Here is a 26,261-nt window from a genome sequence, read left to right as displayed (position 1 = left end):
GTTCAGTCCTTGCCCAGTTCGTCGCCCAGGGCGCGACCACGGGCCTCGGCCGCGCTTACCGCCGCCACCAGCGCATCGTGCCAGCCCGACGCCGCCAGACTGGCCAGGGCCGCTTCGGTGGTGCCACCCTTCGAGGTGACCTTCTGGCGCAGCACGGCGGGTGAGTCTTCCGCGCTCGCCGCCAGCCTGGCCGCACCGAGCACGGTATCGATCGCCAACCGGCGCGCACTGGCCTGGTCGAAGCCGAGGGCGCACCCGGCGGCCTCGAGCGCCTCGATGAAGTGGAACACATAGGCCGGCCCGCTTCCCGAGATTGCCGTCACCGCGTCAATCTGCCCCTCTTCGGTCGCCCATACCGTACTGCCGACCGCAGCCAGGATGCGCTCGGCAGCCGCGCGCCCAGCCTCATCCACCGAGGGGTCAGCATACAGGCCGGTGACGCCGCAGCCGATCAGGGCCGGTGTATTGGGCATGCAGCGCACTACGCGCGCATGGGGCTGCTCCGGCGTACCCAGCCAGCGCCCGAGATCGGCCAGGCGCAGCCCGGCGGCGATGCTGATCACCAGTTGCCCCTGCAGGCGACCCGCAATCGGCGCCAGCGCCGCCTTCATCTGCTGCGGCTTGACCGCCAGCACCAATACATCGCAGGCCAGCGCCGCGGCATCGAGGGACGCATGCACGCCGACGCCAAAGCGCGCCGCAAGCGCAGCGCGCGCCTGCTCGCCAAGCTCGACGACGGCAATATCGGTCGCCGCGAAGCCGCGCTCGATCATGCCGCCGATGAGGGCGCTCGCCATGTTGCCGCCGCCGAGAAAAGTGATCTTCATGATTTGATCCGTTTGGGTTGAACCGATTTACTTGAGCCGATGCCGCCCAGGCGCCGCATCAGCCGGGTTGAGCAAAAGCGCCTGCCTGGCGCTCGCCGAAGATCGCCGTGCCGACGCGCACGACGGTGGCCCCCTCGGCTACAGCGGCTTCGAGATCATGGGACATGCCCATCGACAAGGTATCGAGCGTGAGGCCGCTCACGGCAAGCTCGTCCTTCAGCCGGCGCAGCAGCGCAAAGCGGGCGTGCAGAAGCGCCGGATCGGCACTCGGCTCCGGGATGCACATCAGGCCGCGCAAGCGCAGGCCCGGCAGCGCCGCCACTGCTGCCGCCAGGCTGGCCGCATCGATGGGCGCGACGCCGCTCTTGCTTTCCTCGCCACTGACATTGACCTGAATGCAGACATTGAGCGGGGGGAGATGCACGTCGCGCTGTGCGGACAGACGTTCGGCGATCTTCAGCCGATCGATGCTATGCACCCAGTCGAACGCATTGGCCACGAGCCGGGTCTTGTTGCTCTGCAAGGGCCCGATGAAATGCCACTCGAGCCCGAGTTCGCGCAGGGCCTCGACCTTGTCGACACCCTCCTGCACGTAGTTCTCGCCGAACGCACGCTGGCCGGCCGCAGCGGCCTCGCGCACGGCTGCTGCCGGCCAGGTCTTGCTCACCGCGAGCAGGGCGACCGAATCGGGGGCACGGCCCGCGGCGTGCGCGGCAGCGGCGATGCGGTCATTGACCGCTTGCAGTCGGGCAGCGATTGTCGTCATATTGCGTGGCCTAATTCCTCTAGCACAGGGCGCAAAAAGTATAGCATTGCGCTGTTGCCCACCCTTTCCGGCCCCCGGCTGCCGGCCATACCATGGACATCACTGAACTCCTCGCCTTCGCAGTCAAGAACAAGGCCTCCGATCTTCACCTGTCGGCCGGCTTGCCGCCCATGATCCGCGTCCATGGCGACGTGCGCCGCATCAACCTGCCTCCGCTCGAGCACAAGGAAGTGCACGCCATGGTGTATGACATCATGAACGACGCGCAGCGCAAGCAGTACGAGGAGTCCTGGGAATGCGACTTCTCCTTCGCCATACCCAACCTGGCGCGCTTCCGGGTCAATGCCTTCAACCAGAACCGCGGTGCAGGCGCGGTGTTCCGTACCATTCCGTCGAAGGTGCTGACGCTCGAAGAGCTCAACTGTCCGAAGATCTTCAAGGACATCTCCAGCCAGCCGCGCGGCATCGTGCTGGTGACCGGGCCGACGGGCTCCGGCAAGTCGACGACGCTGGCGGCGATGATCGACTACGTCAACGAGAACCAGTATGGCCACATCCTGACCGTCGAAGACCCTATCGAGTTCGTGCATGAATCCAAGCGCTGCCTGATCAATCAGCGCGAGGTGCACCGCGACACGATGTCCTTCAACAATGCCCTGCGCGCGGCGCTGCGCGAGGACCCGGACGTCATCCTCGTGGGCGAAATGCGCGACCTCGAAACCATCCGCCTGGCACTGACCGCAGCCGAAACCGGCCACCTCGTGTTCGGCACCCTGCACACCTCGTCCGCGGCCAAGACCATCGACCGTATCGTCGACGTGTTCCCGGCGGCGGAAAAGGACATGGTGCGCTCGATGCTGTCGGAGTCACTGCGCGCGGTGATCTCGCAGACCCTGCTCAAGACCAAGGACGGCCAGGGCCGGGTGGCGGCGCACGAGATCATGATCGGCAGCCCGGCTATCCGCAACCTGATCCGCGAGAACAAGATCGCACAGATGTACTCGTCGATCCAGACCGGTCAGAACGTCGGCATGCAGACCCTCGACCAGTGCCTGGCCGACCTGGTGCGCCGCAATGTCGTCTCGTCGGCCGAAGCCCGTATCCGGGCACAGAACAAGGACAACTTCGTCTAGGCCGAGCAAGGCGCATCGGAGCACATTGAGGCCAGATTCGAGCCTCAGCGCCCGCGGCGAATTGCGCGGGTCCCAAGTTCATTGCAGCACGCCGCACACAAGGTGCGCCAGGAGTCTGAAACATGGAACGCGACCAGGCACTCAGGTTCATGCACGATCTGCTGCGGCTGATGCTGCAGAAGAACGGCTCCGACCTGTTCATCACCACCGGCTTCCCGCCAGCGATCAAGATCGACGGCCGCATCATGCCGCAATCGAACCAGATGCTGCAGCCCGCACATACCGCCGAGCTTGCGCGCGCGATCATGAACGACCGCCAGGCCGCCGAGTTCGAGTCGCACAAGGAGTGCAACTTCGGCATCTCGCCAGCCGGCATCGGGCGCTTCCGGGTCAACGCCTTCGTGCAGCAAGGCAAGGTCGGCCTGGTGCTGCGCACCATCCCGCAGCGCATCCCCAAGTTCGAAGAGCTGGGCCTGCCCCCGGTGCTCAGCGATATCGCGCTGACCAAGCGCGGCCTGGTGATCTTCGTCGGTGGCACCGGCACCGGCAAGACCACCTCGCTCGCCTCGATGGTGGACTACCGCAACGAGAACACCTACGGCCACATCATCACCGTCGAGGACCCGATCGAGTTCGTGCATGCACACAAGAACTGCATCGTCACCCAACGCGAGGTCGGCCTCGACACCGAGTCCTGGGAGAGCGCACTCAAGAACACCCTGCGCCAGGCACCGGACGTGATCCTGATGGGCGAGATCCGCGACCGCGAGACCATGGACTACGCCATCGCGTTCGCCGAGACCGGCCACCTGTGCCTGGCCACCCTGCACGCAAACAGCGCAAACCAGGCCATCGACCGCATCATCAACTTCTTCCCGGAAGACCGCCGCCAGCAGCTGCTGATGGACCTGTCTCTGAACCTGCGCGCAATGGTGTCGCAGCGCCTGCTGCCCCTGAAGGACCGCAAGGGCCGGGTGCCGGCGGTCGAGGTACTGCTCAACTCGCCGCTGATCTCCGACCTCATCTTCAAGGGCGACATCCCGGCAATCAAGGAGATCATGAAGCGCTCGACCGAGCTCGGCATGCAGACCTTCGACCAGTCGCTGTTCCAGCTCTATGAGGACGAGCTCATCAGCTACGAGGACGCGCTGCGCAACGCCGACTCCGTCAATGACCTGCGCCTGCAGATCAAGCTCAACAGCCGCCACGGCGAACGCGACACCAGCGACAGCCTGAAGAACCTAGGCATGCTGTAAGCCTGCCTCCGCCCGGAGGCAGGGCGCCCGGCTCAGCTCGAAGCCGGCGCTGCGTCGCGGCTGCGGTTGCTGCCTGCCACCATGCGGTATTCGTACAGCCGGCACTCCAGCGCGCCGTTGAACAAGGGCGTGCGCCGGCTGGCCTTGAGACCAATGAGCTTGGGCAACTGGATGTCGGCGGTAAACAGATAGCATCGCCAGCCACCCCAGTTGCGCTTGAGCGCGTCACCAAGCCGCGGATAGAACGCAGCGAGCTCCTCGGCCTCGCCGATCCGCACGCCATAGGGCGGATTGGCCACCATCACGCCCTCGGCTGCTGGCGGCGTACGCTCGAGCACATCGGCACGGTCGAGACGCACACAGTCGGCGAGCCCGGCAGCCTCCAGGTTGAGGCGGCTGCGGCGAACCCATTCGCCAACGATGTCCGAGCCGAACACGGGCAGCACCCGCGGCGCCTGCCGGCGCCGTTCTGCCGCAGCACGCACCGCTGTCCAGGCACTGCGGTCGTGGTGGCGGAAGCGCTCGAAGGCGAACTTGCGCCCCAGCCCCGGCGCCACGTCCAGCGCCATCAAGGCGGCCTCGATGAGGAAAGTGCCACTGCCACACATCGGGTCGACCAGCGCCTCGCCCGGCTGCCAGCCGCTCAAGCGCAGAATGCCGGCAGCCAGGTTCTCCTTGAGCGGCGCCTCGACTGCCGCTGGCTTGTAGCCGCGCTTGTAAAGCGCCTCGCCCGAGGTGTCGACGTACAGCGTGACCGTATCGGCAGTGAGAAAAACGTGGATGCGGACCGCCGGATTGGCTGTATCGACACTCGGCCGCCGCCCGCTCACGGTGCGGAAGTGGTCGCACACGGCGTCCTTGACCCGCAACGTGATGAACTCCAGGCTCTTGAGCGGCGACTTCTGCGCGGTGACGTGGATGCGGATGGTGTCATCGGCGGTGAACCACTTCGCCCAGGTCACGCTGTAGGCAAGCTTGTAGATGTCCACCTCGGCGCGATAACGCCCCTGCCCCACCCGCCACAGCACCCGGGTTGCGATCCGACTTTCGAGGTTCGCACGCTGGCAGGCCGTCCAGTCGCCCTGCCAGCCCACGCCTCCGAGCACGGCCTGCACCTGACGCGCGCCCAGGCCCTCGAGTTCGGCCGCCAGCGCGGTCTCGAGCCCGCGCGGGCATGGGGAAAAAAAATGCTCGGCCATGAGGCCTCCGATCACATGAGACGGCGCATTGTAGCGCTCGCCGCCGCAGGCGCGCCGTCCGCGCAGGATTCATGCCCTTTACATGATGCAAGAGACGCCTTGCACAACCTGGCCAAGGTATTATTTCCCCGCAATTATTCAAATAACCAGCAATACTCCGCAGCCTGGGGTGCAACGAGGAAGACACGATGCAGGCCAACCGAGACAACGCCCTCCCGCCGGCTCACGGACGCGGCCCATTTGGCGCGACACTGCTCGGCCTGGTTGCCGCCGCATGCGCGCAAGGCGCACTCGCCCAGGACTTCATCTACGTCGTGCGCCCCGGCGACAACCCGTGGAACATCACCGAGCGCTACCTGAAGAGCATCGATTACTGGCCGCGCATCCAGGACTACAACCGCATCCTGGAGCCGACGGCGATCCAGCCCGGCACCCTGCTGCGCATCCCCGTAGGCTGGATGCGTGCCAGACAGGACACCGCACGCGTGATCGACGTGCATGGCAGCGTCGAGCACCGCCGCGGCAGCACTGTCGAGCCCGTGGTCGCAGGCATGGAGCTCACCGCCGGTGCGACCATCCACAGCGGCGACGACGGCAGCCTCACCATCGAGTTCGCAGACGGCAGCCGCAGCCGGGTCGGCAACAATGCCGAGTTGCGGGTTGGCCAGGTCCAGCGTCTGAACGCGTCCGGCGCCCAACAGGTCGGCATCGAGCTCAAGCGCGGGCAGATCGAGAGCGTGGTCACCCCGGCACGCAAGGCCGGCGGCCGCTACACCATCGAAACCCCGGCTGCAGTCGCCGCCGTGCGCGGCACCGACTTCCGCGTACGCACGGACGGCACCGCCATGCTCGCGGAGACACTCGAAGGCGAGATTGCGCTGCGTAACCGGCGCGGTGAAACCCGCCTGCGCGCGGGGACCGGCACCCAGGCGACACCCAGTACCGCGCCCGCGCCGGCCCAACGCCTGCTGTCCGCACCCGCGCTCGATGCCCTCCCCGAGCGCATCGAGCGCGTCCCCTTCAGCATCGACATCGCCGACGTCCCGGGCGCGACCGGTTACCGTACGCAGATCGCGCCCAGTGCGGCCTTCACCGTCGTCGCCTCGGACCGTGTCAGCGCCGCGCCCGCTGTTCGGGGCGAGGCCCACCTGCCCGACGGCGAATACATGATGCGGGTGCGGGCGATCGATGCGCGCGGCCTCGAAGGCATCGATGCCGAACGCAGCATCATCATCGACGCTCGCCCCGAGCCCCCTTTCCCCAGCCAGCCGGCCCCCGACGGCTTTGCCACCGAGGAGCGTATCGGCTTCACCTGGGGGGGCATAGCCGACGCCCTGCAGTACCATTTCGAGCTTGCCGGCGACCCAGGCTTCGAGCACCTGCTCCAGCGTGAGGACCTTGTCGAGCCGCACTTCGTGCTCGCCCACGCGTTGGAGGCGGGCGACTACTTCTGGCGCGTCGCCGTCACCACCGCGAGCGAAGGCCGCGGCCCCTTCTCCGACCCACAGCGCTTCCGCCGGCCTCCGCCCGGCCCCACCCCCGAGGCCCCCGAGATCGACGGCGAGCACCTGCAGTTGCGCTGGCGCGCCAGCGATGGTGCCGAGCGCTACGAAGTGCAGGTGAGCAGCGACGCCAGCTTCAGCGCGCCCGAGTACACGCTCGAAACCGAGCGCGCAGAACTGGTCATGCCCCGCCCGCCGGGCGGCACATGGCACGTCCGCATCCGCAGTCAGGCGGCCGCGGCGCCCATGGGCCCCTGGGGCACGCCACAGCAACTCGAAGTGCCGCATAACCATTGGCGCGCACTGCTGATCCTGCTGCCGCTGCTGCTCGCGCTATGACCCTGCGCTGGCGCCCCACCGCACTCGGGCGCCGATCCGGCTGGCTGGTCTCGGCACTGTTTGCCTGTGCGCTCGCACTCTTTCCGCCGGGGGTCATCCAGCGCACAGACCTGCTGCTGTTCGACACCCTGGAGCCGTGGTTCCGAGCCCCCGCACTGCCCACCGAGTCGACCGTGATCGCCATCGACGAGGCGACGCTCGCCGCCATGGGGCGTTGGCCCTGGAACCGTGCGGTACACGCGGAACTCATCGACCGCCTGACCGCGGTCGGTGTCTCGTCGATCGCCATGGCCATCCTGTTTCCCGAAAGCGCTCCTGGCGACGCCGAGCTGGCAGAGGCCATGCAGGCGTCGGGCCGCGTGATCCTTGCCGTCGCACCCCATGCAGGCACCGCCACGGAAGGCATGTCCGAGCTGCTGCCTGTCGACACCCTGCGCGCAAGCGCCGCTGCGCTCGGTCATGTCGACGTCGAAATCGATGTTGACGGCCTTTCCCGTCGCACCTACCGCCTTGCCGGCAGTGGCCAGCCACGCTGGGATGCACTCGCAGTCGCAGCATTAAGGCACCCTGGCAGCGGCGAGCCTTCAGGACTCAATGCGCGCGCCCGGGCAGGCCTGCAACAGGTCGTCCAGCGTCCGCTCTGGGTCCGCCAAGGCGAGTTGCTGCTGCCGTTTCCGGACACGCGCGGACGGCCCGAGGTGGTGTCCTATTACACCTTGCTGAGCCGCCCAGAGCAGGTACGCCGCCTCGAAGGCCGCACGGTATTCATCGGCACCACTGCAAGCGGTATCGACGCAGGCCTGGCGACCCCCAGTGCGGCACACGGTGGCAACATGCCGGCGGTCGAGTTCCACGCCCGTGCGTTCGAGGCATTGCGCAGCGGGCTGACCTACAACAGCGCAGCAGCCGGCCTCGCCCTCGCCCTCTGCCTGACCGTGATCAGCCTGGCAGCACTGCTCCGGCCACAAGCAGGGACACGAGGCAAGCTCCTGCTCGGCGGCCTGCTGCTGATGCCGCCCCTGCTGTCGGGGGCAGTCCTGGGCGCATTCCAGCTATGGATACCGCCAGCCAGCGCCATGGCGGGCCTGCTGCTGGGGGGTGCGCTTTGGTTCCTGTCGGTGCTTCGCCACACCCAGGGTTCGCTCGCCCAGGCCCGCCACGACGCCGACGCCACCCTGCGTTCGATCGCCGACGCTGTCCTGACGATCGACGAGGATGCCCGCGTCGTACTGCTCAACCCGGTCGCCGAGCGCCTGACGGGGGCGACCCTGGACAGCGCACGCGGCACCCCGGTGGGCGAACTCATCCGCGACTTCACCGACCAGAGCGCGGTAGTGGTCGAAACCATCCTCGGCTGCCTCAAGCATCGGCAGGCCATCCGCCTGCCCGAACCGATCGCCTGGCAAGCCGTCAGCGGCAAGCATCATGCGCTGCGCCTGACCGCAACACCGGTGGGCGGAGAGGGCGAGGGTGCGGTGCTCGTGTTCCACGATGTCACCGAGACCCTCGCCATCACCGCGCGCCTGCAGCATGAAGCCACCCACGACGTGCTCACGGGGCTACCGAACCGCGCCCTGCTCCTCGACCGCCTGCACCAGGCGCTGGCGAACGCCCAGCGCCGAGGTAGCCTGGTCGCCCTGCTGTTCGTCGACCTTGACCGCTTCAAGCGCATCAACGACAGCCTGGGCCATTACGTCGGCGACCAGGTGCTTCAGGTGGTGGCCGAGCGCCTGACAGCCTCGGTACGCAGCGGTGACACGGTCGCGCGCTGGGGCGGTGACGAGTTCATCATCCTGATGGATCACCTGCGCGACCGCAGCGCAGTGGTGGCAGTGGCCGGCAAGCTGCTCGACCTGCTCGAGCGCGAGGTCGAGACCCAAGGCGAATCCGGGCTGGTGCTGTCGTGCAGCATCGGCATCAGCGTCGGCCCCGCCGACAGCAGCGACGCCGAGACCCTGCTATCGATGGCCGACAAGGCGATGTACCGCGGCAAGCTCGAGGGCGGCAGCCGCTACACCTTCTACTCGCCCGAGATGAACACCTGGTCGCGCGACCGCCTGAACCTGGAAGCAGCACTGCGCAAGGGCCTGGGCAATGACGAATTCGAGCTCTTCTACCAGCCCCAGATCGACATCCGCAGCGGGCGCCTGGCCGGGCTCGAGTCGCTCATCCGCTGGCACCGACCAGGCAGCGGCCTGGTGCGCCCGGACCTCTTCATCGCCGCCGCCGAGGAAAGCGGCCTGATCACGAACATCGGCGAGTGGGTGCTCAACGCCGCCACGCACCAGGCGGCGCGCTGGAGTGCGGACGGCCTGGTGCCCGTGCCGATCGCGGTCAATGTATCGGTGCGCCAATGCACCGACATGAGCGTGGTCGACACCATCCGCCACGCGCTCCGCGACAGCGGCATGGACCCGCGCCAGCTCAAGATCGAGGTAACGGAGTCCACTGCAATGCACGATCCGGAACGTGTCGCCGAACTGCTGCACCGCGTCCACGCGCTCGGCGTCGGCGTGGCCGTCGACGATTTCGGTACCGGCTACTCGTCCCTGTCGCTGCTCAAGCGCTTCCCGATCTCCGAACTCAAGATAGACAAGAGCTTCGTCATCGACCTGGCCGAAGACAATGATGACGCAGCCATCGTCCGCGGCACCATTGCCCTCGCCCACAGCCTGGGCATGCGCGTGGTGGCGGAAGGCGTCGAGACCGAACTGCAACTGCGCTTCCTCGCCCGCCACGGCTGCAACGTGGCCCAGGGCTTCCTGTTTGCACAGCCCTTGCCCACTGCCGAGATCCGCCACTGGTTAAGGATGCCCCCACCGCACGCACAGCGGGCCATCGAAGGCTTGCAGCACGCGCGCGCAGGAGCCCCGGGAACGAACGGCGACGGATAAAACAAGGCCCCGGCGCGGTCGATCCGCACCGGGGCCAAATAATCCGGGCCAGAGGGAGGTCAGGAGCAGGCCCGGATCAAAGCCATCGGCAGGGGCGCAGCCCAGTGGTGCGCCCCTGGCAGGCGATCAGGGATGCCCGGACTTGCCCGCCTTGATGTCCTGATACCAGATTTCGTGGTGCTCCTTCGCCCAGGTCTCATCCACGTAGCCGGTCTTCATCGACTCGTAGGCACCTTCCACGCCCAGCGTACCCATGTAGATATGGCCGAATGACAGCCCCAGCAGCAGGATGGCGCCGATCGCGTGCACGATGTTGGCTGTCTGCATGTCGGAACGCGTCCACTCGCCAATGTTGGGGAAATCCAGGATCAGGCCCGAGATGACCACTGCCAGCCCGAGGAAGGTGACGCCGATCCAGAACCATGTCTTCTCGCCGAAGTTGAAGCGTCCCGATGGGACATGGCTGCCGTCGAGCACACCGCCTGCACGACGGATCCACACCGCGTCGATCGCCTGCCAGACGTTATCACGCAGGAAGGTCAGGATCATCAGCACGACGAACACCCCGAAGGCCGGGCCGACGTAGTTGTGCACCGTCTTGCCGACGTCGAGCAGCGCAGCGAGCACACCATGGCCGAAGATCGGCAGCAGCACATGCTTGCCGAACAGGATGGCCAACCCGGTCACCGCCAGCACCAGGAAGGTGATCGCAGTGCCCCAGTGGATGAAACGCTCGAAGGCGGAGAAGCGCTTCATGAGGCGTCCCGTGCGTGGCTGGTGCAGCCTGATCGTGCCCTTGACCAGCCAGAACAGCACGATCGCCGAAGGCACCAGGATCAACAGCCAGCCACCGTACTGCGTGATCGGCCCGTTCCTGAGCTGACGCCAGGTGTTGCCCTCGCTCTGGATCAGCACGCCCGCCTCGGGGCCTCGCACATTGGTGGTGTGCACCTCGCCCGAGCGCACCGCACGCCACACCGGTGCGTTGTTGAGCGGACGCTCGACCTGGCGCTCGGCCTGATCCGCCGCGCTGCTGCCGGCGGGCCGCTCGGCCGCATGCAGCGGCAGGGCGAACGCCCACAGCAGGAGCATGAGCAGCAGTGCGGCGAACCCGCCGCCCTGCGCCCGCATCATGCGTATCGTCATGGTGCTCTCCTCACTGGATGCGGTTGTACTCGGACTGGTTGCGGGCACGCTGCTTGAGCGCCTTCTCCCAGGCCGCGCGGTCACCCTTGAACTCGCTGTCTTCCCAGGGCCGGGTGTCGGTCTTGCCGCGGTACTGCCCCTGCTCGTACACGGTGACCTGCGGCACCTCGCCACAGGCCGACAAGCCGGCAGACAGCACCCCCGCCAGCACGAGCACAGGCAGACGCTTCAAAGGGTGGCGGCTCATGATTGCCCCTCCCGCTTGCGCTCGCGCTTCTGCTCGCCACCGCCGTAGGCCGCATCCCAGCCCCACACCTCGGCGCCCGTGCCGCGGCGCAGCACGCGCTCGCGGAAGATGTCGGCCACCACGTTGGCGTCACCAGCCAGCAGGGCCTTGGTCGAACACATCTCGGCGCACAAGGGCAGCTTGCCCTGGGCCAGACGGTTTGAGCCGTACTTGTCGTACTCCGCCTGCGAGCCGGTTTCCTCGGGGCCGCCGGCACAGAAGGTGCATTTGTCCATCTTGCCGCGCGCACCGAAGGCCGCCTGGCCATTGGGGAACTGCGGCGCCCCGAACGGACAGGCGAAGAAGCAGTAGCCGCAGCCGATGCACTTGTCCTTGTCGTGCAGCACCACGCCGTCTTCGGTCTTGTAGAAACAGTCGGTCGGGCATACCGCCATGCACGGCGCATCCGAGCAGTGCATGCAGGCGACCGAGATCGAGCGCTCGCCCGGCACGCCGTCGTTCATCGTCACCACCCGGCGGCGGTTCACGCCCCAAGGCACCTCGTGCTCGTTCTTGCACGCAGTGACACAGCCGTTGCATTCGATGCAGCGCTCGGCGTCACAGAGAAATTTCATGCGTCCCATCGTGTTCTCTCCTCGCCCTTACGCTTTGCTCACGCGGCACAGGGTGGTCTTGGTTTCCTGCATCATCGTCACCGGGTCGTAGCCATAGGTCGTGGCGGTGTTGACCGCCTCGCCACGCACGATCGGTGCCGCGCCATCGGGGTAGTACTTGAGCATGTCCTGGCCCTGCCACCAGCCGGAGAAATGGAAGGGCAGGAACACCGTGCCCGGAGCAACACGCTGGGTGACCTGGGCACGCACCTTGAGGCGCGCCTTGGTCGGCGACTCGACCCAGATGTACTCGCCGTTGCGAAAGCCCGCATCGTTGGCGTCCTTGGGGTTCACCTCGGCGAACATCTCCTGCTGCAGTTCGGCCAGCCAGGGGTTGGAGCGCGTTTCCTCCCCGCCCCCCTCGTACTCCACCAGACGGCCGGAGGTCATGATCAGCGGGTATTCGCTGGAGATGTTCTTGACCTTGTCCTGCATCGACTTGTAGAGCGTCGGCAGGCGCCAGAACTTCATCTTGTCGTCATGGGTCGGGTACTTCTCGACCAGGTCGGGCCGCGGCGAGTAGATCGGCTCGCGGTGCAGCGGCACCGGGTCGGGGAAGTTCCACACCAGCGCACGCGCTCTGGCGTTGCCAAAAGGGTGGCAGCCATGGTTCTTCATCGCCACGCGGATGATCCCGCCCGACAGGTCGGTCTTCCAGTTCTTGCCTTCCGCCGCCTGCTTCTCGGCGTCGGTGAGTTCGTCCCACCAGCCCAGCTTCTTGAGCAGCACGTCATCGAACTCGGGGTAGCCCATCTGCAGGTCGGCGCCCTTGGAGGCCGAGCCCTCGGCGGCCAGCAGCGATACGCCGTCCTTCTCCACGCCGAAGTTGGCGCGGAAATTTCCGCCGCCGTCCATGACGTGCTTGGAGGTGTCATAAAGGTTGGGCGTGCCCGGGTGCTTCATCTCCGGGTTGCCGTAGCACGGCCACGGCAGGCCGAAGTACTCGCCGTCGCAAGGGCCGCCGGCCGCCTTCAGCGTCCTGACGTCGAAGGTGTGCATGTTCTTCATGTGCAGCTTGAGGCGCTCGGGCGACTGGCCGCTGTAGCCGATGGTCCAGGTGCCGCGGTTGATCTCGCGCAGGATGTCCTCGATGTTCGGCTCGTCCCAGCCCTGGGCGTCCTTGTCGACCTTGATGTTCTTCACCAGCTCGTCCGCCCAGCCGAACTTCTTCGCGAAGGCGTACATGATGGTGTGGTCGGGCTTGGACTCGAACAGCGGCTCGATGACCTTCTCGCGCCACTGAATGGACCGGTTCGACGCAGTACACGAGCCAGTGGTCTCGAACTGGGTGCAGGCCGGCAACAGGTACACGCCATCCTTGCGCACCATCGCCGCCATTGACGCAGTCGCCGACGGATAGGGGTCGATCACCACCAGGGTGTCGAGCTGCTTCATGGCCTCGACCATCTCGGCGCCGCGCGTCTGCGAATTGGGCGCATGGCCCCAATACACGACTGCGCGCAGGTTGCTGGGCTGGTCGATCAGCTCCTTGTTCTCGGTCACGCCGTCGATCCAGCGCGACACGGTGATGCCCGACTTGGTCATCAGTTCCTCGGAGGCGTAGCGGGCCTTGACCCACTCGTAATCGACGCCCCACACCTTGCACCAGTGCTTCCACGAACCGGCGGCCAGGCCGTAGTAGCCAGGCAGCGAATCCGGGTTGGGGCCGACGTCGGTCGCGCCCTGCACGTTGTCGTGACCGCGGAAGATGTTGGTGCCGCCACCCGATACGCCGACGTTGCCGAGCACCAGCTGCAGGATGCACATCGCGCGCACGTTGGCGTTGCCGACGGTGTGCTGGGTCTGGCCCATGCACCACACAACGGTCGAGGGCCGGTTCATGGCCAGCGTCTCGGCGACCTTGAACACCTGGTCTTCCGGAATACCGGTCACTTCCTGCACGCGCTCGGGCGTCCAGGTCATGATCTCTTCCTTGACCTTCTCCAGGCCGAAGACGCGGTCGTCGATGTACTTCTGGTCTTCCCAGCCGTTCTTGAAGATGTGGTACAGCATGCCCCAGATGAAGGGGATGTCGGTGCCCGAGCGGATGCGCACGTACTGGTGCGCCTTCGCCGCCGTGCGCGTGAAGCGCGGGTCCACGACGACCATCTTGCAGCCGTTTTCCTTGGCATGCAGCATGTGCAGCATCGACACCGGGTGGGCCTCGGCCGCATTCGAGCCGATATAAAGCGCCGCCTTGGAGAACTGCATGTCGTTGTAGGAGTTCGTCATCGCACCGTAACCCCAGGTGTTCGCCACGCCCGCCACCGTGGTGGAGTGGCAGATGCGCGCCTGGTGGTCGCAGTTGTTGGTGCCCCAGAAGGACACGAACTTGCGCAGCAGGTAGGCCTGCTCGTTGTTGTGCTTCGATGAACCGATCCAATACACGGCGTCCGGGCCGGACTCCTCGCGGATCCTGAGCAGGCGGTCGCCGACCTCGTTCAGCGCCTGCTCCCAGGACATGCGCTGGTACTTGCCGTCGACCAGCTTCATCGGGTACTTCAGGCGGTGCTCGCCGTGGCCGTGCTCGCGCAGCGCCGCACCCTTGGCACAGTGCGCGCCGAGGTTGATCGGCGAATCGAACACCGGCTCCTGATGCACCCACACGCCATTGCGCACGATGGCATCGGTCGAACAGCCGACCGAGCAGTGGGTGCATACGGTACGACGCACTTCGGCGGGGCCGTCGCTGCGTGACACGCCCGCGGCCGCAGCGTCTGCCGCACCGATGAGGTTGTAGGGCAGCTGGGTGGCGATCGCCCCCGCGCCCACGCCCAGGCCCGAGCGCTTCAGGAAGGCGCGCCGATCCATGGTCTGGCCCAGCGGCCGCGCTGCCGCGCCGCGCAGGCGACGCGCACTGCCGGCAGTCGCAGCGGATTTCTTGGTCAGCATCGTGGCGTCCTCCTCAGATCCGCGCGGTGCGGTAGTAATTGCGCATGTGCGCGCTGGTGCCCTGCTCTGCAGCCTCGCGGCGTGCATCCTCGACCACGGCCGCCGCCTGCGGTACGGCCTGGGTCGCTGCCGTCGCCACCGCGGCGGCGCTTGCGGCACTGCCCGCACCGACGGCCATCAGGAAGTTCCGCCGGGACAATTTCGTCGTGTCGTCTTTCATCATCGATCTCCCCCCCAACAAAGAATCGGCATCCGCCCGTCAGGCGGACACCTCCAGCATGTCGAACGCCTCGCGCTCGATGTCCATGAAGGCCAGCAGCAAGGCACCCACCTTCGCGTAAAAGTCCGCCCCGGGCGCCTGCGCCAGGGCATGTGCAAAATCGGCATACCAGGGCGCGATGTGGCGCGCGAAGAACGCGCGCTGGCGCTGCAGGCCCGCCTCGTCAGGCCCGGTCAGCACCAGGTGGCGCATGACCTCGGCGAGCGCGGCGATGTGGTCCTCGGTTTCCGTCACCCCGGCGCGACGGCCAAGCCCGAGCTCGGCGAGGTCGGCACGCAGTTCGGCTAGCGGTTCCTCTTGCAGGAAGCCGGTCAGGTACCACGAGCCATTGGCCATCACCGCCGGCTTGCCAACGCTGATGAAGAGGGCGTTGAATTCGTCGCATACCCCCTGCAAGGGCGCACCAGCCGCAGCGCCAAGTGCGGCCCAGGCCTGCGGCAAGGCGCCGGCCGTACCGCCGAGGGCGCTCGCCGCCGCTGCAAGCGCAGCCAGCAGCGGCGCATCCGGCGCGCCATGGAGCAGGCGCGCAAGCAGTGCGTAGTGCTCGGCACGAGCACGGTCCTCTTCGGACCAGCTGGGTTGGGCATGGACGGGGATGGTAGCGGCGCTCATTCGGACAGATCCCAGGCCTTCACGGCCGAACTTGAGGTCGATTCGGACTTCATCATGTCGATGACACGGCAGTCCGCACACATGCGCAGGCGGGCGCGCTCAACCTCGGTGGCGAACATGGAATGCCCGGACAGGCGGGCGATCATGGATTCGATCAGCGGCGTGGCCCCCATCGCCTTGCCACAGGCGGTGCAGTGGCACATGTCGGCCTCACGCAGGGCACGCGCCCGACGCGCCTCCTCGCCCAGCGCCAGGCGGGGTTCGAGCGCCAGCGCCGACTCCGGACAGGAGGCGACGCACAGGCCGCACTGCAGGCAGTTGCGCTCGATGAAGTCGAGCCGGTAGCTGTCGGTCGCAGCACGCAGGGCGCCAGCCGGACAGGCGCCGGTACAGGCCATGCACAGCGTGCATGCGTCGGACACGACGACCTGACCGAAGGGCGCGCCGGCCTTCAGTGCGATCGCGGCGGGCAAGCCCGGCGCGGCCTGCGCCGCGGGAGCGTGTTGGACAAGGTGGCGGAGCGCGAAGTCCAGCGTCTCGCGCTTCTTCGGCAGCAGGCGGAAACGCGCCGGCACGGCAACGCCGGTTGCGGGCGTCCACGACCACAGGACGCGCTCCAGTGCCTGCCAGTCCTCGGCATCGGCCTCGATGATGCGCAGATGCTCGCCCGCGTAGCCGAGTGCAGACAGGATGGTCTGGCCGTAGCCGGCCTGGGCCTTGAGTGGCGCGGCGTCGTGACTGCCGGCAGCGAGTACGGCGACCTGGCAGGCCCCCAGCGCCAGGCTACCGAGCATCAGGTCCAGCCCGACCGCATCCGCGCTCCACACCTCGACCGGGATCACGCGCGCAGGCAGGCCGCGACCACGGCGCGCAAGACGGGCAATGGCAGCGGCACCGTCCTCTGCAGCGTGAAACACGATGCAGGCGTCGCGGCCACCCGTGCGGGCGTACTCAGAAAGCAGGGTCTTCACACGCAGGCCTACATCGGGCACGCGCGGAAACTGGAAGCCCAGCGCACCCGACGGACACACCGTGCTGCAGGTGCCACAGCCCTTGCACAACCAGGGATCAACGGCGATTACGTCGCCGTTGGAACGGATTGCCTCGGTGGCGCAGACCTCGATGCAGTTGGTACAGCCCGTCTTCCTGGCGCGGCTGTGCGCGCACAGGCCCGCGTCGAAGGCAACGTAGCGCGGCTTCTCGAACTCGCCGATGAACTCGCCCAGCGACTGCACCGCCAGCGCCTGCTCGAAGGGATCGCGGCCCGGCGCCGCGTAGCCGTCGGGCAGTTCGATGCGCTTGAGCAGAGGCTCGACGGACAGGTCGAGCACGAGGTCAAAGCGCTCGCTGCGCGCCGTATCGGTGCGCGCGAAATCGATCGCGCCGATCTCGCCACAGGCGGCGACGCAGGCGCGGTGGCCGCGACAGGCGTCGACATCGACCTGCAGGTCGAAACCGATCGCGCCCTCGGGACAGGCCTTCACACAGGCGTTGCAGCGCACGCAAAGTTCGAGGTCGATCGGATTGCGCTGCTGCCATTGCAGCTCGAATTCGCCGAGGTGACCGGACAAGCTCAGCACCTTGCCCGACCACACCGGGTACTCATTGGCCGCGGGCAGTTCGACTTCGCCAGCACGCTGGGTTATGAGCACCGCCGGATCGAAGCTGCCTGCCAGGCGTTCTGCCCAGCCAAGCGCGGCGCCTGCTTCACCGATGATCAACAGGCTGCGCCCAGCCTGCATCTGCACCGCGGGCACGGGCTCGGGCGCGGGCAAGGTGGTCGCTGCCGCGATCAGCGCGGCCAGCTTGGGCGCCGCCTGCGCCGACTCGGCCGAGCGGCCGGCGTTCTCGCGCAGGTTGAAGAAGTGGATGCGCTGACCGGCCTCGTGCGTGTCGGCCAGTTCGCCGAACAGCGCGGTTTCCTGCGTACAGGACACGAAGACCGTGCGCCCGGCGGCAAGGTCTGCGTCCACCACAGGCAAGTCCTGGGCGCACAGCGCGTGGTGACAGGACGCAACGACGCCGGCAGCAGCAAGCTGCCCGGCGTCCAGCGAGAAACTGCGATTACAGTCGCAGAGGCGGATCCGCTCTTGATTGTCGTGCATCGATTCGTCCGTTTAATCCACCGATTCGAAGCACTCGGCGGGCCAGCCAAAACGGAACCCTGGACCACAAAACAAACCGCAAAAGACCACCCTGGGGCGCCAACTGGTCTCAGTACAGACAAATTGTCCCAGACGCCCCGTTTTGTCCCACCGGGCCGGCTACGCCTCCCAGGCAGCGCCGTTGGTCTGCCCCTCGGCCGCGCTCCCGGCTGCAGGCGCAGCTTCGGCAAGGCCTGCAGCCGACGCCTGCTCGCCGGCTGGGGGCGTCGAGGCGCCCTCGGGCACGAGCTCCTCGGATAGGCCCGCTGCGGACGCGGCAGCGGGTGTATCCAGAGTTTCGCCGGGCGCCTCCGTCTGCTCTGCAGGCGGCGCATCCCCCAGCCACTCGCGCGCATGCTTGAGCTTTTCCATCAAGTTCGGCGGGATCGGGTCGGCGATGTTGTAGTCGTCGATATAGACGTCCAGCCCGTCCATGCGGTTGAAATGCGGGTCGGCAAAGAGCTTCTTGAGCGCCTGGCGGCGCACGGCCTCGCTGACCTCCTCCTTGAGGAAGGCGGTGAAGTCCGACGCCAGCGTCAGCGCTTCAACCGGGGGCAGTTCGACCGCCGCGGGCGCCGGAACGGCAAGGGCGGCATCCGCATGTTCGTCCAGCCCGCCATCGGCAGCTCGATCCGCGACCGTAACCGGCGGCTCGGCAACAGGGCGCACGGGCGCGCCCCCCGCTGCGAGCTTGCGCTTCGACCAGCGCGACAGGAAGCCACCGCTCACTGCGGCCTCCTGTCCTGCGCAAGCGGGTCATTGCGCCTCACCTTGCGACGCGGAGCTGGCTTGTAATGGGTATTGACGAAATCGCCCACCCAGTCGGCGATCTCACGCGACATCGCCACCCCATCGACCTGCTCGCCCGAGTCCAGCCAGCGCGCCGCCTCACCATAGCTCACTGACACGGCAGCAGGCAGCGCCTGGCCGCCTTCCTTGCGCCACATCACGAACACCTTGGGAATCGGCGAGCTCATGTTGAGGAAATAGTTGTCCACCTCGTCACGAAAGAGCGCCAGCGCGTGACCGCCAATCCGCCACTGCCGCCGCTCCGGCTCGGAGACGATCTCGGCGACCCCGGGTCCGGGGTCGGCGAAGGCCGGCACCACCCCGACCGCCTCCCAGGCCTCATCCACCCAGGGATTGTTCAGGCGGCGACACTCCATGATCACCGCGATCGGAAACTCGTTCATGACTCTTCACCTGACTTGTGGAACCGAACTCTGTCTACAGCATACGTCCGCAGCCTCGAGCCGGCGACCATCGAGCACTGCAGCCCGGTGATCGTAGCACCGCCACGCAGCGCCCCGCTTGCCGCTACAATCTTCTGCTCCAGGGCCTGCAGCCCCGCGTGCAACAAGCGATCCGCCCATGAATGCGCCTCCCCCGAATCCTCCCCTGCTGAGCCAGGCCAGCCGCCCGCTCACGGTCGACATCCCGGCGATCAACGAACACGGCGACGTCGTGCCGACCTCGATTGCCGGCGAACACCCGCTCACGCTGTATGTCGACAAGCGCGAGATCGTCACCCTCATGACCCTCGGCGCAGCGCCCGAGGCGCTCACCATCGGCTGGTTGCGCAACCAGCGCCTGGTGCGCGCGCTGGACGAGATCGCCGCGGTCCAGGTCGACTGGGAGGTCGACGCCGTGTCGGTGACCACCCGCGCCGGGCTGCGCGACCTCGACGACAAGCTCGGCAGCCGCACCGTCACCACCGGCTGCGGCCAGGGTACGGTGTTCGGCGGGCTGATGGACGAGATCGACCAGATCCGCCTGGCCCATGAGCGCACGCTCAGACAGTCGACCCTGTATGCGCTGATGGACGCGGTACGTCACCATGAGTCCATCTACAAGCAGGCTGGCGCCGTGCACGGCTGCGCCCTCGCCCAGGCCACGCCGGGCGGGTGCGAGATCCTGATGTTCTTCGAGGACGTCGGTCGCCACAACGCGGTGGACGCGATCGCCGGGCAGATGTGGCTCGACGGCCTGGATGGCGGAGACAAGATCTTCTACACCACCGGCCGGCTGACCTCCGAGATGGTGATCAAGACGGCGCAGATGGGCATCCCCTTCCTTGTCTCGCGCTCCGGCCTCACCCACATGGGCTGGCAGATCGCGCAGCGCATCGGCCTCACCATGATCGGGCGCGCACAGGGCAAGCACTACCTGCTCTTCACCGGCGCCGACCGCTTCGAGCGCGACTGAAGCCACCACAAACAAAGCCAACCGCGTACCGATGGAGCCCAGACGATGACCGCGACAACGACGCCTGCCGGCCTCCCGGACTCCGGCCGCGCCGCCGATCGGCGCATCACCGGCGTGCTACTGGCGGGCGGCCAGGGCAGCCGGATGGGCGGCGTCGACAAGGGTCTGGTCGAGCTCGCCGGACGGCCGATGGCCGCACATGCGCTCGAGCGCCTCGCCCCCCAGGTCGATGCGCTGATCATCAACGCCAACCAGAACCTCGAAGCCTGGCAAGCATTCGGCTATCCGGTATTCGGCGACGACATCGGCGGATTCGCGGGGCCGCTGGCCGGGCTGCATGCAGCACTCACGCGCGCTCGGCACCCCCTGGTCGTCACCGCGCCCTGCGACTCGCCCTTCCTGCCCCATGACCTTGTCGAGCGTCTCGCCAGCGCACTGCATGCAGCCAATGCACAGCTTGCCGTGGCAAAGACCTTCGACCAACCCCACCCGGTGTTCTGCCTGTGCCGGCGCGATCTCGCCGAGCACCTCGGCACTTTCCTCGCCAGCGGCGGACGCAGGATCGATCGCTGGTACGGCAGCCTCGACGTGGTCGAGGTGAGCTTCGACGACGAGGAGGCTGCCTTCCGCAACATCAACACCCGCGACGAACTCGCCGCTGCAGGGCAGGAGCTGCCCGCAGGCCATGGCTGACAGGGACAAGCGGGTGACGGACCCGGCCTTGACACAGCGTGCACCGCAGGATGTCGCGCTCCCGGCAGCCTGCCTGACCGCGCGCGAAGCGGCCAGCTTCCTGCAGCTCAACGAGAAGAAGCTCTACGAGCTCGCCAATAGCCGCGAGATTCCGGCCGCACGCATCGGCGGCAAGTGGCTGTTCCCGCGCGCCTTGCTGGAGGAGTGGCTGCTCGAGCAGGCCCATGGTGGCGCACTCACCGACCGCCTGCTGATCACCGGCAGTGACGACCCGCTGCTGGCCGCGACCACCGCGGCGCTGGCCGCCCAACTCGGCGCCGAAGGCCTGGTCGCCTACAGCCCCACCGGCACGCTCACCGGCCTGGAGCTGCTCGCACGCCGTCGAGCCAACGTGTGTGCGCTGCACTGGGGCGGGGTCGAGCACAGCGCGCAGCAGCATGCGCTCCTGTTGCGCCGCTTCGGCGCCAGTCGCGGCTGGACCCTGGTGCGCCTGGCCCTGCGTGAGCAGGGCGTGATCCTGCGCCGCGGGCTGGAGGTCGACGGTCTCGAGACGCTTGTTGCTTTCGACTACCGCTGGGCGATGCGCCAGACCGGCGCCGGCTCGCGCCACTTCCTGGAGTCGGCCCTCGCCAGCCGCGGGTTTTCCGCCGCCGATTGCAGCGTGGTGGCAGAAGCACGCAGCGAGCGCGAAGCCGCTGCGGTGGTCGCACGCGAGGACGCCGACTGTGCACCGGGCACGCGCGCGGCGGCGGCGGAGTTCGGACTGGGCTTCCTGCCCCTGGGCTGGGAGGCCTTCGATCTCGCACTGCCGCGCGACATCCTGTTCCGCCGCCTGTTCCAGGACCTGCTCAGCGCCTACGGCAACGCCCGCGCGCAGTCCCTGTCACTGCGCCTGAGCGGCTACGATCTATCGCCGCTCGGCCGCGTACTCACCCTGGACTGAAGCAGGCCTCCTGCACGAGGGCGAGCGGACTCAGCCCTGCATCCAGTCGACGATGAAGTCGGCCACCTTCACGGGGTCGTTGATGTTCAGCCGCGGCAAGGGCGTGACCAGGTCGACATCGGTGGCGACAGCGATGATGTGCGGGTCGTCCGGATGCAGCAATGGCTCGGAAACGACCGCCCGATGCACCTCGATCTTGGGAATCTGTGCGCGCTTGAAACCCTCGACCAACACCAGATCGCAGGGCCCCAGATGGGCAAGCAACTCATCGAGCGTGGCCTCGGGCTGCCCGCGCAGCTCGCGGGTGAGCGACCAGCGCTGCGCCGAACTCACCAGCACCTCACGGCAGCCGGCCTGGCGATGACGCCAGGAGTCCTTGCCAGCATGGTCGATATCGAAGCTATGGTGCGCATGCTTGACCAGCGACACGACGAGACCGCGTGCGCTCAGCACGCCGACCACCTGCTCGACGAGCGTGGTCTTGCCGCTGCCGGACCAGCCGGCGAACCCGATCAGTTTCATCTTGCTGCATGTTCCATTGGGTTAGGGGTGGATGGGCGCACCGCTGGCGGCATTGTCCGGCGCAGCGTCACGGCGATAGACCGGCTCGGCAAGCAGGCTGACGATGAAGGCACTGCCCTGGCCGGGTTCGCTGTCAACGCCGATGCGTCCGCCGTAGCGCTCGACCAGGGTATGGCTGATCGACAGCCCCAACCCTGTGCCCTGGCGTTTCTTGGTGGTGAAGAAGGGGTCGAAGATGCGCGCCATGTCTTCCCGCGCGATGCCTCTGCCCGTATCGCGGACGACGATGACGACACCGGCTGCATCGGTGGCGGGATCGCGATCCGCCGTCTCGAGCGTCAGCGTACCGCCCTCGGGCATCGCTTGCACGGCGTTGACGATGAGGTTGATCAACACTTGCTGCAACTCCTGCAGGTTGATCAACACCGGACAACGCGCCTCGAGGCGCTGCACCAGCTGCACCTCGCTGCGCGCCAGGTGCTGGCGGGTAAGCACCAGGCAGTCGGCAAGCGCGGCATTGACATCGACCGCCTCGACGTAGCCGGCAAACTCACCGGGGCGGGCAAACTGCAGCAGCTTGGTCACGATCAGGCGGATGCGGTGCACCTGCTCATGGATGAGGCGGATCTCGTTGGCAACCGGGCGGGCCGCCGGCCCCAGCTCCTCGCGCAACACGTCGAGGTTGCCCTGGATCACCGCCGTCGGGTTGCTGATCTCGTGCGCGACCCCCGCAGTGAGCTCCCCGATGGCCGCGAGCTTCTCGCTCATCACGAGGCGGTGCTGCGCGGCCCGCAGATCCTCATTGGCAGCAGCGAGATCGGCCGTGCGCTCGGCCACCTTGCGATCGAGCGACGCATTGAGGGCCTGCAGCTCGCCGCGCTGCGCGGCCTGGCCGTCGAGCAGGTGATCCAGCGCAGCAGCCAGGCGGCCCAGTTCGTCGCGGCTGCCCACGCTGCCGACGCGCGCAGCCTCGTCGCCGCCGTCGACGCACTCGATGGTGGCATGCATGCGCTCGATCGGGCGGAAGATGCTGCACGCCCAGTGCAGCGTCAGCAGGGCGCCGATGAAGCTCACCAGCAAGGACACCACCGCGACGATGAGCAAGGACATGCGCTTGGCCGCGCGGAAAGGGGCTTCCAGAAACCCGACATAGAGCATGCCCACACGCTCACCGCGACTGTCGAGTACGGGCTCGTAGCCCGACACGTACCAGTCATTGACGACAAAGGCGGTCTCCAGCCAGGTCCGCCCCTGGCCGAGCACATGCTCGCGCACCTCTGCCGACGCCCGCGTGCCGAGCGCGCGCACATCCGCGAACAGACGCACATTGGTGGCGATCCGCGTGTCATCGACGAAGAGCGTGGCCGTACCCTCGCTGCCCTCAGGCAGGGCCCCCTCGCGGTAGACGATGGCATTGATCGTGTCGACGAAGCCGAGGTTGCCATTGAGCAGTACGCCGCCCTCGAGCACGCCGACCTGCCTGCCAAGCGCATCGCGCACCGGCGCCGCGGCGTGGATGACGAGACCGCGCGACTCTTCCAGGCGCAGGTCGGGCTGCGCGCGCTCGGTGGCGATCAAAGGCAGGCGTGCGCGCTCGCGCAGCGCCGGCGCGAGCGCCAGCAGGTCATCAGGCTCAAAGCGCTCGATCACCGCGCCGCCGCCCGACTCGAGCGCGCGTGCGACGATCGGCCAGGCGCTGCGCGCACTGCCCGCCGCCGTCCCGGTCGCGGCGTGCAACACGCGGCCTTCGGCATCTAGCAGGTTGAGGAAGTCGAGTCCGAGCCGGGTCTGCTGCGCCCCAAGCAAGGCCGGCAGTGCATCGCCCTCGCGCGCGACGGACAGCGCCTGTGACGCCGCCAGCGCGTCGACACCGCCGCCCACACCGTCGATGACGCGCTGGAAGTAGGCGTTGGCCGTGACCAGGTCGCTGCCGACACGAGACACCATCAGACGGTGGTAGTAGGCCTCGCCCCAGTACCACACCAGCCCCATCATGACGGGGAAACCGAGCATCAGCGGCGCCAGCACGAGGCAAAGCAGCTTGGCCCGTACCGAGCTGCGCAACCAATCCAGCCCGGGCACGCTCAGCCTCGCCCGCCGTTGATGCCTGCCCGGCTCATGCACGCCGCACGAGATCAGGCGCAGGCGCCTCCTCGGCCCACTCGGCGAACTTGCGCTCCAGGGTCTTGCGCGACACCCCCAGGCGGCGTGCGGCCTCGGTCTTGTTGCCCGCACAGGCCTCGGTAACACGCTCGATGTGGCGGCGCTCGACCGCGGACAAGCTGAGCTCGAGCTCGTCCGCAGGCGGAGCGGTGTCGTGGTCTGTCTCGGCGAAGCAATCGGTGGCGAAGCAACCGAGGATCATCGAACGCTCGACGTAGTTGCGCAGTTCGCGCACATTGCCCGGCCACGCATAGCGCTGCAAGCGGCTGACGACGCCGTGCGACAGCGGCAGCGGCGCCACGCCGAGCTGGACCGCGAGCGGCCCCATGAAGTGATGCATGAGATCGGGGATGTCCTCGACGCGCTCGCGCAAGGGCGGCAGGCGCATGTCCACCACAGCAAGGCGATAGTAGAGATCCTGGCGAAAGCGCCCGGCCTGGACTTCGGCCGCAAGGTCGCGATTGGAAGCGGCGATGATGCGCACGTCCACCGGCACCTCGCGCTCGGAACCGACCGGGCGCAGCTTGCGCTCCTCGATCACGCGCAGCAGCCGGGTCTGCATGGCCAGCGGCAGCTCGCTGATCTCGTCCAGGAACAAGGTGCCACCGTGAGCGTAGTAGAACAAGCCATTGCGGCTCTCGCCCGCTCCGGTGAACGCGCCCTTCACATGACCGAACAGCTCGCTCTCGATCAGCTCCGAGGCGATCGCGGCGCAGTTGAGCGGCACGAAGGGCCGTTGCGCACGCGGACTGGTCTGGTGCAATGCGCGCGCCACGACCTCCTTGCCCGTGCCCGACTCACCGAGCAACAGGACCGTGCTGGGCATCTGCCCGACACGCCGCACTAGCCCGCGCAACTGCTCGATCGCCGCCGAGTGGCCCACCAGCCCCATCGGATCGGCAGCCAGGCCGGCGAGCTCGCGGCGCAGCACGAAGTTCTCGCGCGCAAGACGAGCGCGCTCGAAGCAGCGCTTGATCGAGTTCAGGATCTGATCGACCCGGAAAGGCTTGAGGATGAAGTCGGAGGCACCACCCCGTAGCGCGTCGATCGCAGTCTCCATGTCGGCGAACGCGGTCATCAGGATCACATCGCCGGTATAGCCGTGCTCGCGCAGCTCATGAAGCCACTCGATGCCCGACTTGCCCGGCAGCGCGATGTCCAGCACAAGCAGATCGAAATGCAGGCGCGCCATGAGCGCGGCCGCATGCTCGGCATCGCCCGCGCTCTGCACCATGCCGCAGCGGCGCGCGAGCGTGCGCTCGAGAAAGTTGCGCATGCCCTCCTCGTCATCGACGACGAGGACCGAATGGGCTTGCCAGTTGTACTCGGCCAGGTCGACCGGCCTGTCCGTCATGCCTGCTGTCTCTTGCAGCATCGTGTCTCCTCCTGATCCTTCGTCTTGCCTGAACCCACCATCAGAACGGCTTGAGCACAACGAGGAAGACGACGACGAACAGGATCAGCACCGGAACCTCGTTGAACACGCGGTACCAGACATGCGAGCGGGCGTTGCGGCCTGCGGCGAAGTCGCGCATCAGCCGGCCGCAGTACAGGTGGTAGCCGACGAGCACCAGCACGAGCAAGGTCTTCACATGCAGCCAGCCACCGGCAAATCCGTAGCCGAACCACAGCCAGAACCCCAGGCCGACGGCGAGGATGCCGAGCGGGGTCATGAAGCGATAGAGCTTCAGCTCCATCATCGCCAGGCGCTCGCGTGTCGCGATGTCGTCGACCATCGCGTGATTGACGAACAGACGCGGCAGATAGAACAGGCCGGCGAACCAGCTCACGACGAAGATGATGTGCAAGGCCTTGAGAGTCAGCATGTGCAGAACGTGCTCCAGA

General features: G+C 67.2%; 23 protein-coding genes. 7 read left to right on the top strand and 16 right to left on the bottom strand.

The window, feature by feature from the left end:
* Positions 1–2: 2 nt before the first annotated feature.
* A complete protein-coding gene (gene proC / locus LQF09_RS03385; protein WP_270069214.1) occupies positions 3–827 on the bottom strand; it encodes a pyrroline-5-carboxylate reductase in 825 nt (274 codons plus the stop codon).
* Between the two features lie 58 nt (positions 828–885).
* Positions 886–1,593: a YggS family pyridoxal phosphate-dependent enzyme gene (locus LQF09_RS03380; protein ID WP_270069213.1), complete on the bottom strand. Its 708-nt coding sequence runs from the start codon at positions 1,591–1,593 to the stop codon at positions 886–888.
* 92 nt (positions 1,594–1,685) lie between these two features.
* Between LQF09_RS03380 and LQF09_RS03375 the strand changes: the two genes are divergently transcribed.
* Complete coding sequence (locus LQF09_RS03375; protein WP_002930383.1) at positions 1,686–2,726, top strand: type IV pilus twitching motility protein PilT; 1,041 nt, start codon at positions 1,686–1,688, stop codon at positions 2,724–2,726.
* Positions 2,727–2,848: 122 nt separating this feature from the next.
* Positions 2,849–3,982, top strand: a complete 1,134-nt coding sequence (locus LQF09_RS03370; protein ID WP_002930380.1) for a PilT/PilU family type 4a pilus ATPase — start codon at positions 2,849–2,851, stop codon at positions 3,980–3,982.
* Between the two features lie 32 nt (positions 3,983–4,014).
* On the opposite strand, the gene LQF09_RS03365 is transcribed toward LQF09_RS03370, so the two are convergent.
* A complete protein-coding gene (locus LQF09_RS03365; protein ID WP_270069212.1) occupies positions 4,015–5,181 on the bottom strand; it encodes a THUMP domain-containing class I SAM-dependent RNA methyltransferase in 1,167 nt (388 codons plus the stop codon).
* A 188-nt stretch (positions 5,182–5,369) separates the two neighbouring features.
* Here LQF09_RS03365 and LQF09_RS03360 point away from each other — a divergent pair, with 188 nt between their 5' ends.
* Positions 5,370–7,022: a FecR domain-containing protein gene (locus tag LQF09_RS03360; RefSeq protein WP_270069211.1), complete on the top strand. Its 1,653-nt coding sequence runs from the start codon at positions 5,370–5,372 to the stop codon at positions 7,020–7,022.
* Positions 7,019–9,916, top strand: coding sequence for an EAL domain-containing protein (locus LQF09_RS03355; RefSeq protein ID WP_270069210.1), 2,898 nt, complete (start codon positions 7,019–7,021; stop codon positions 9,914–9,916). The genes LQF09_RS03360 and LQF09_RS03355 overlap by 4 nt, the downstream gene beginning before the upstream one ends.
* 126 nt (positions 9,917–10,042) lie before the next feature.
* Here LQF09_RS03355 and LQF09_RS03350 read toward each other — a convergent pair whose 3' ends face one another.
* The 9 genes from LQF09_RS03350 to LQF09_RS03310 form a co-directional block, all read right to left on the bottom strand.
* The gene (locus LQF09_RS03350) at positions 10,043–11,062 is read right to left on the bottom strand and encodes a formate dehydrogenase subunit gamma (protein WP_270069209.1); all 1,020 of its coding nucleotides are present in this window, start codon (positions 11,060–11,062) and stop codon (positions 10,043–10,045) included.
* A gap of 10 nt (positions 11,063–11,072) precedes the next feature.
* Positions 11,073–11,309 carry a hypothetical protein gene (locus tag LQF09_RS03345; RefSeq protein ID WP_002930370.1) on the bottom strand — a complete coding sequence of 79 codons (237 nt, stop codon included), beginning with the start codon at positions 11,307–11,309 and terminating at the stop codon, positions 11,073–11,075.
* Positions 11,306–11,932 carry a formate dehydrogenase FDH3 subunit beta gene (gene fdh3B, locus LQF09_RS03340; RefSeq protein WP_002930368.1) on the bottom strand — a complete coding sequence of 209 codons (627 nt, stop codon included), beginning with the start codon at positions 11,930–11,932 and terminating at the stop codon, positions 11,306–11,308. The genes LQF09_RS03345 and fdh3B overlap by 4 nt, the downstream gene beginning before the upstream one ends.
* Positions 11,933–11,950: 18 nt before the next feature.
* Positions 11,951–14,854 carry a formate dehydrogenase subunit alpha gene (locus tag LQF09_RS03335; RefSeq protein WP_002940017.1) on the bottom strand — a complete coding sequence of 968 codons (2,904 nt, stop codon included), beginning with the start codon at positions 14,852–14,854 and terminating at the stop codon, positions 11,951–11,953.
* A 13-nt stretch (positions 14,855–14,867) separates the two neighbouring features.
* Complete coding sequence (locus LQF09_RS03330; protein ID WP_157354550.1) at positions 14,868–15,074, bottom strand: hypothetical protein; 207 nt, start codon at positions 15,072–15,074, stop codon at positions 14,868–14,870.
* A gap of 39 nt (positions 15,075–15,113) precedes the next feature.
* Positions 15,114–15,746, bottom strand: a complete 633-nt coding sequence (locus LQF09_RS03325; RefSeq protein WP_002930363.1) for a TorD/DmsD family molecular chaperone — start codon at positions 15,744–15,746, stop codon at positions 15,114–15,116.
* Complete coding sequence (locus tag LQF09_RS03320; protein WP_270069208.1) at positions 15,743–17,851, bottom strand: 4Fe-4S dicluster domain-containing protein; 2,109 nt, start codon at positions 17,849–17,851, stop codon at positions 15,743–15,745. The genes LQF09_RS03325 and LQF09_RS03320 overlap by 4 nt, the downstream gene beginning before the upstream one ends.
* A 159-nt stretch (positions 17,852–18,010) precedes the next feature.
* The gene (locus tag LQF09_RS03315) at positions 18,011–18,619 is read right to left on the bottom strand and encodes a DUF3306 domain-containing protein (RefSeq protein ID WP_002930361.1); all 609 of its coding nucleotides are present in this window, start codon (positions 18,617–18,619) and stop codon (positions 18,011–18,013) included.
* The gene (locus LQF09_RS03310) at positions 18,616–19,083 is read right to left on the bottom strand and encodes a DUF3305 domain-containing protein (protein WP_002930360.1); all 468 of its coding nucleotides are present in this window, start codon (positions 19,081–19,083) and stop codon (positions 18,616–18,618) included. The genes LQF09_RS03315 and LQF09_RS03310 overlap by 4 nt, the downstream gene beginning before the upstream one ends.
* A gap of 178 nt (positions 19,084–19,261) precedes the next feature.
* On the opposite strand from LQF09_RS03310, the gene LQF09_RS03305 reads away from it, so the two are divergent.
* From LQF09_RS03305 to LQF09_RS03295, 3 genes are read left to right on the top strand one after another with little or no spacing between them, the layout of a single operon-like run.
* Positions 19,262–20,095, top strand: coding sequence for a formate dehydrogenase accessory sulfurtransferase FdhD (locus LQF09_RS03305; RefSeq protein WP_002930359.1), 834 nt, complete (start codon positions 19,262–19,264; stop codon positions 20,093–20,095).
* 45 nt (positions 20,096–20,140) lie between these two features.
* Positions 20,141–20,788: a molybdenum cofactor guanylyltransferase MobA gene (mobA, locus tag LQF09_RS03300; protein ID WP_270069207.1), complete on the top strand. Its 648-nt coding sequence runs from the start codon at positions 20,141–20,143 to the stop codon at positions 20,786–20,788.
* Positions 20,781–21,731, top strand: coding sequence for a helix-turn-helix transcriptional regulator (locus LQF09_RS03295; protein WP_002930357.1), 951 nt, complete (start codon positions 20,781–20,783; stop codon positions 21,729–21,731). Before mobA ends, LQF09_RS03295 begins: the two co-directional genes overlap by 8 nt.
* 30 nt (positions 21,732–21,761) lie before the next feature.
* Here the strand turns inward: LQF09_RS03295 and mobB are convergent, their stop codons facing one another.
* From mobB to LQF09_RS03275, 4 genes are all read right to left on the bottom strand, one after another.
* Positions 21,762–22,253, bottom strand: a complete 492-nt coding sequence (gene mobB / locus LQF09_RS03290; RefSeq protein ID WP_002930352.1) for a molybdopterin-guanine dinucleotide biosynthesis protein B — start codon at positions 22,251–22,253, stop codon at positions 21,762–21,764.
* 21 nt (positions 22,254–22,274) lie between these two features.
* Positions 22,275–24,266, bottom strand: coding sequence for a sensor histidine kinase (locus tag LQF09_RS03285; protein WP_270069844.1), 1,992 nt, complete (start codon positions 24,264–24,266; stop codon positions 22,275–22,277).
* 103 nt (positions 24,267–24,369) lie between these two features.
* Complete coding sequence (locus LQF09_RS03280; protein ID WP_270069206.1) at positions 24,370–25,791, bottom strand: sigma-54-dependent transcriptional regulator; 1,422 nt, start codon at positions 25,789–25,791, stop codon at positions 24,370–24,372.
* Between the two features lie 40 nt (positions 25,792–25,831).
* Positions 25,832–26,242: a CopD family protein gene (locus LQF09_RS03275; protein WP_002940045.1), complete on the bottom strand. Its 411-nt coding sequence runs from the start codon at positions 26,240–26,242 to the stop codon at positions 25,832–25,834.
* Positions 26,243–26,261 lie beyond the last annotated feature (19 nt).

This window comes from Thauera sp. WB-2 (genome assembly GCF_027594845.1).
GTDB lineage: Bacteria > Pseudomonadota > Gammaproteobacteria > Burkholderiales > Rhodocyclaceae > Thauera > Thauera mechernichensis.
The sequence above is the reverse complement of the archived record's forward strand: the minus strand, read 5'-3'. Positions and strand labels throughout refer to the sequence as shown.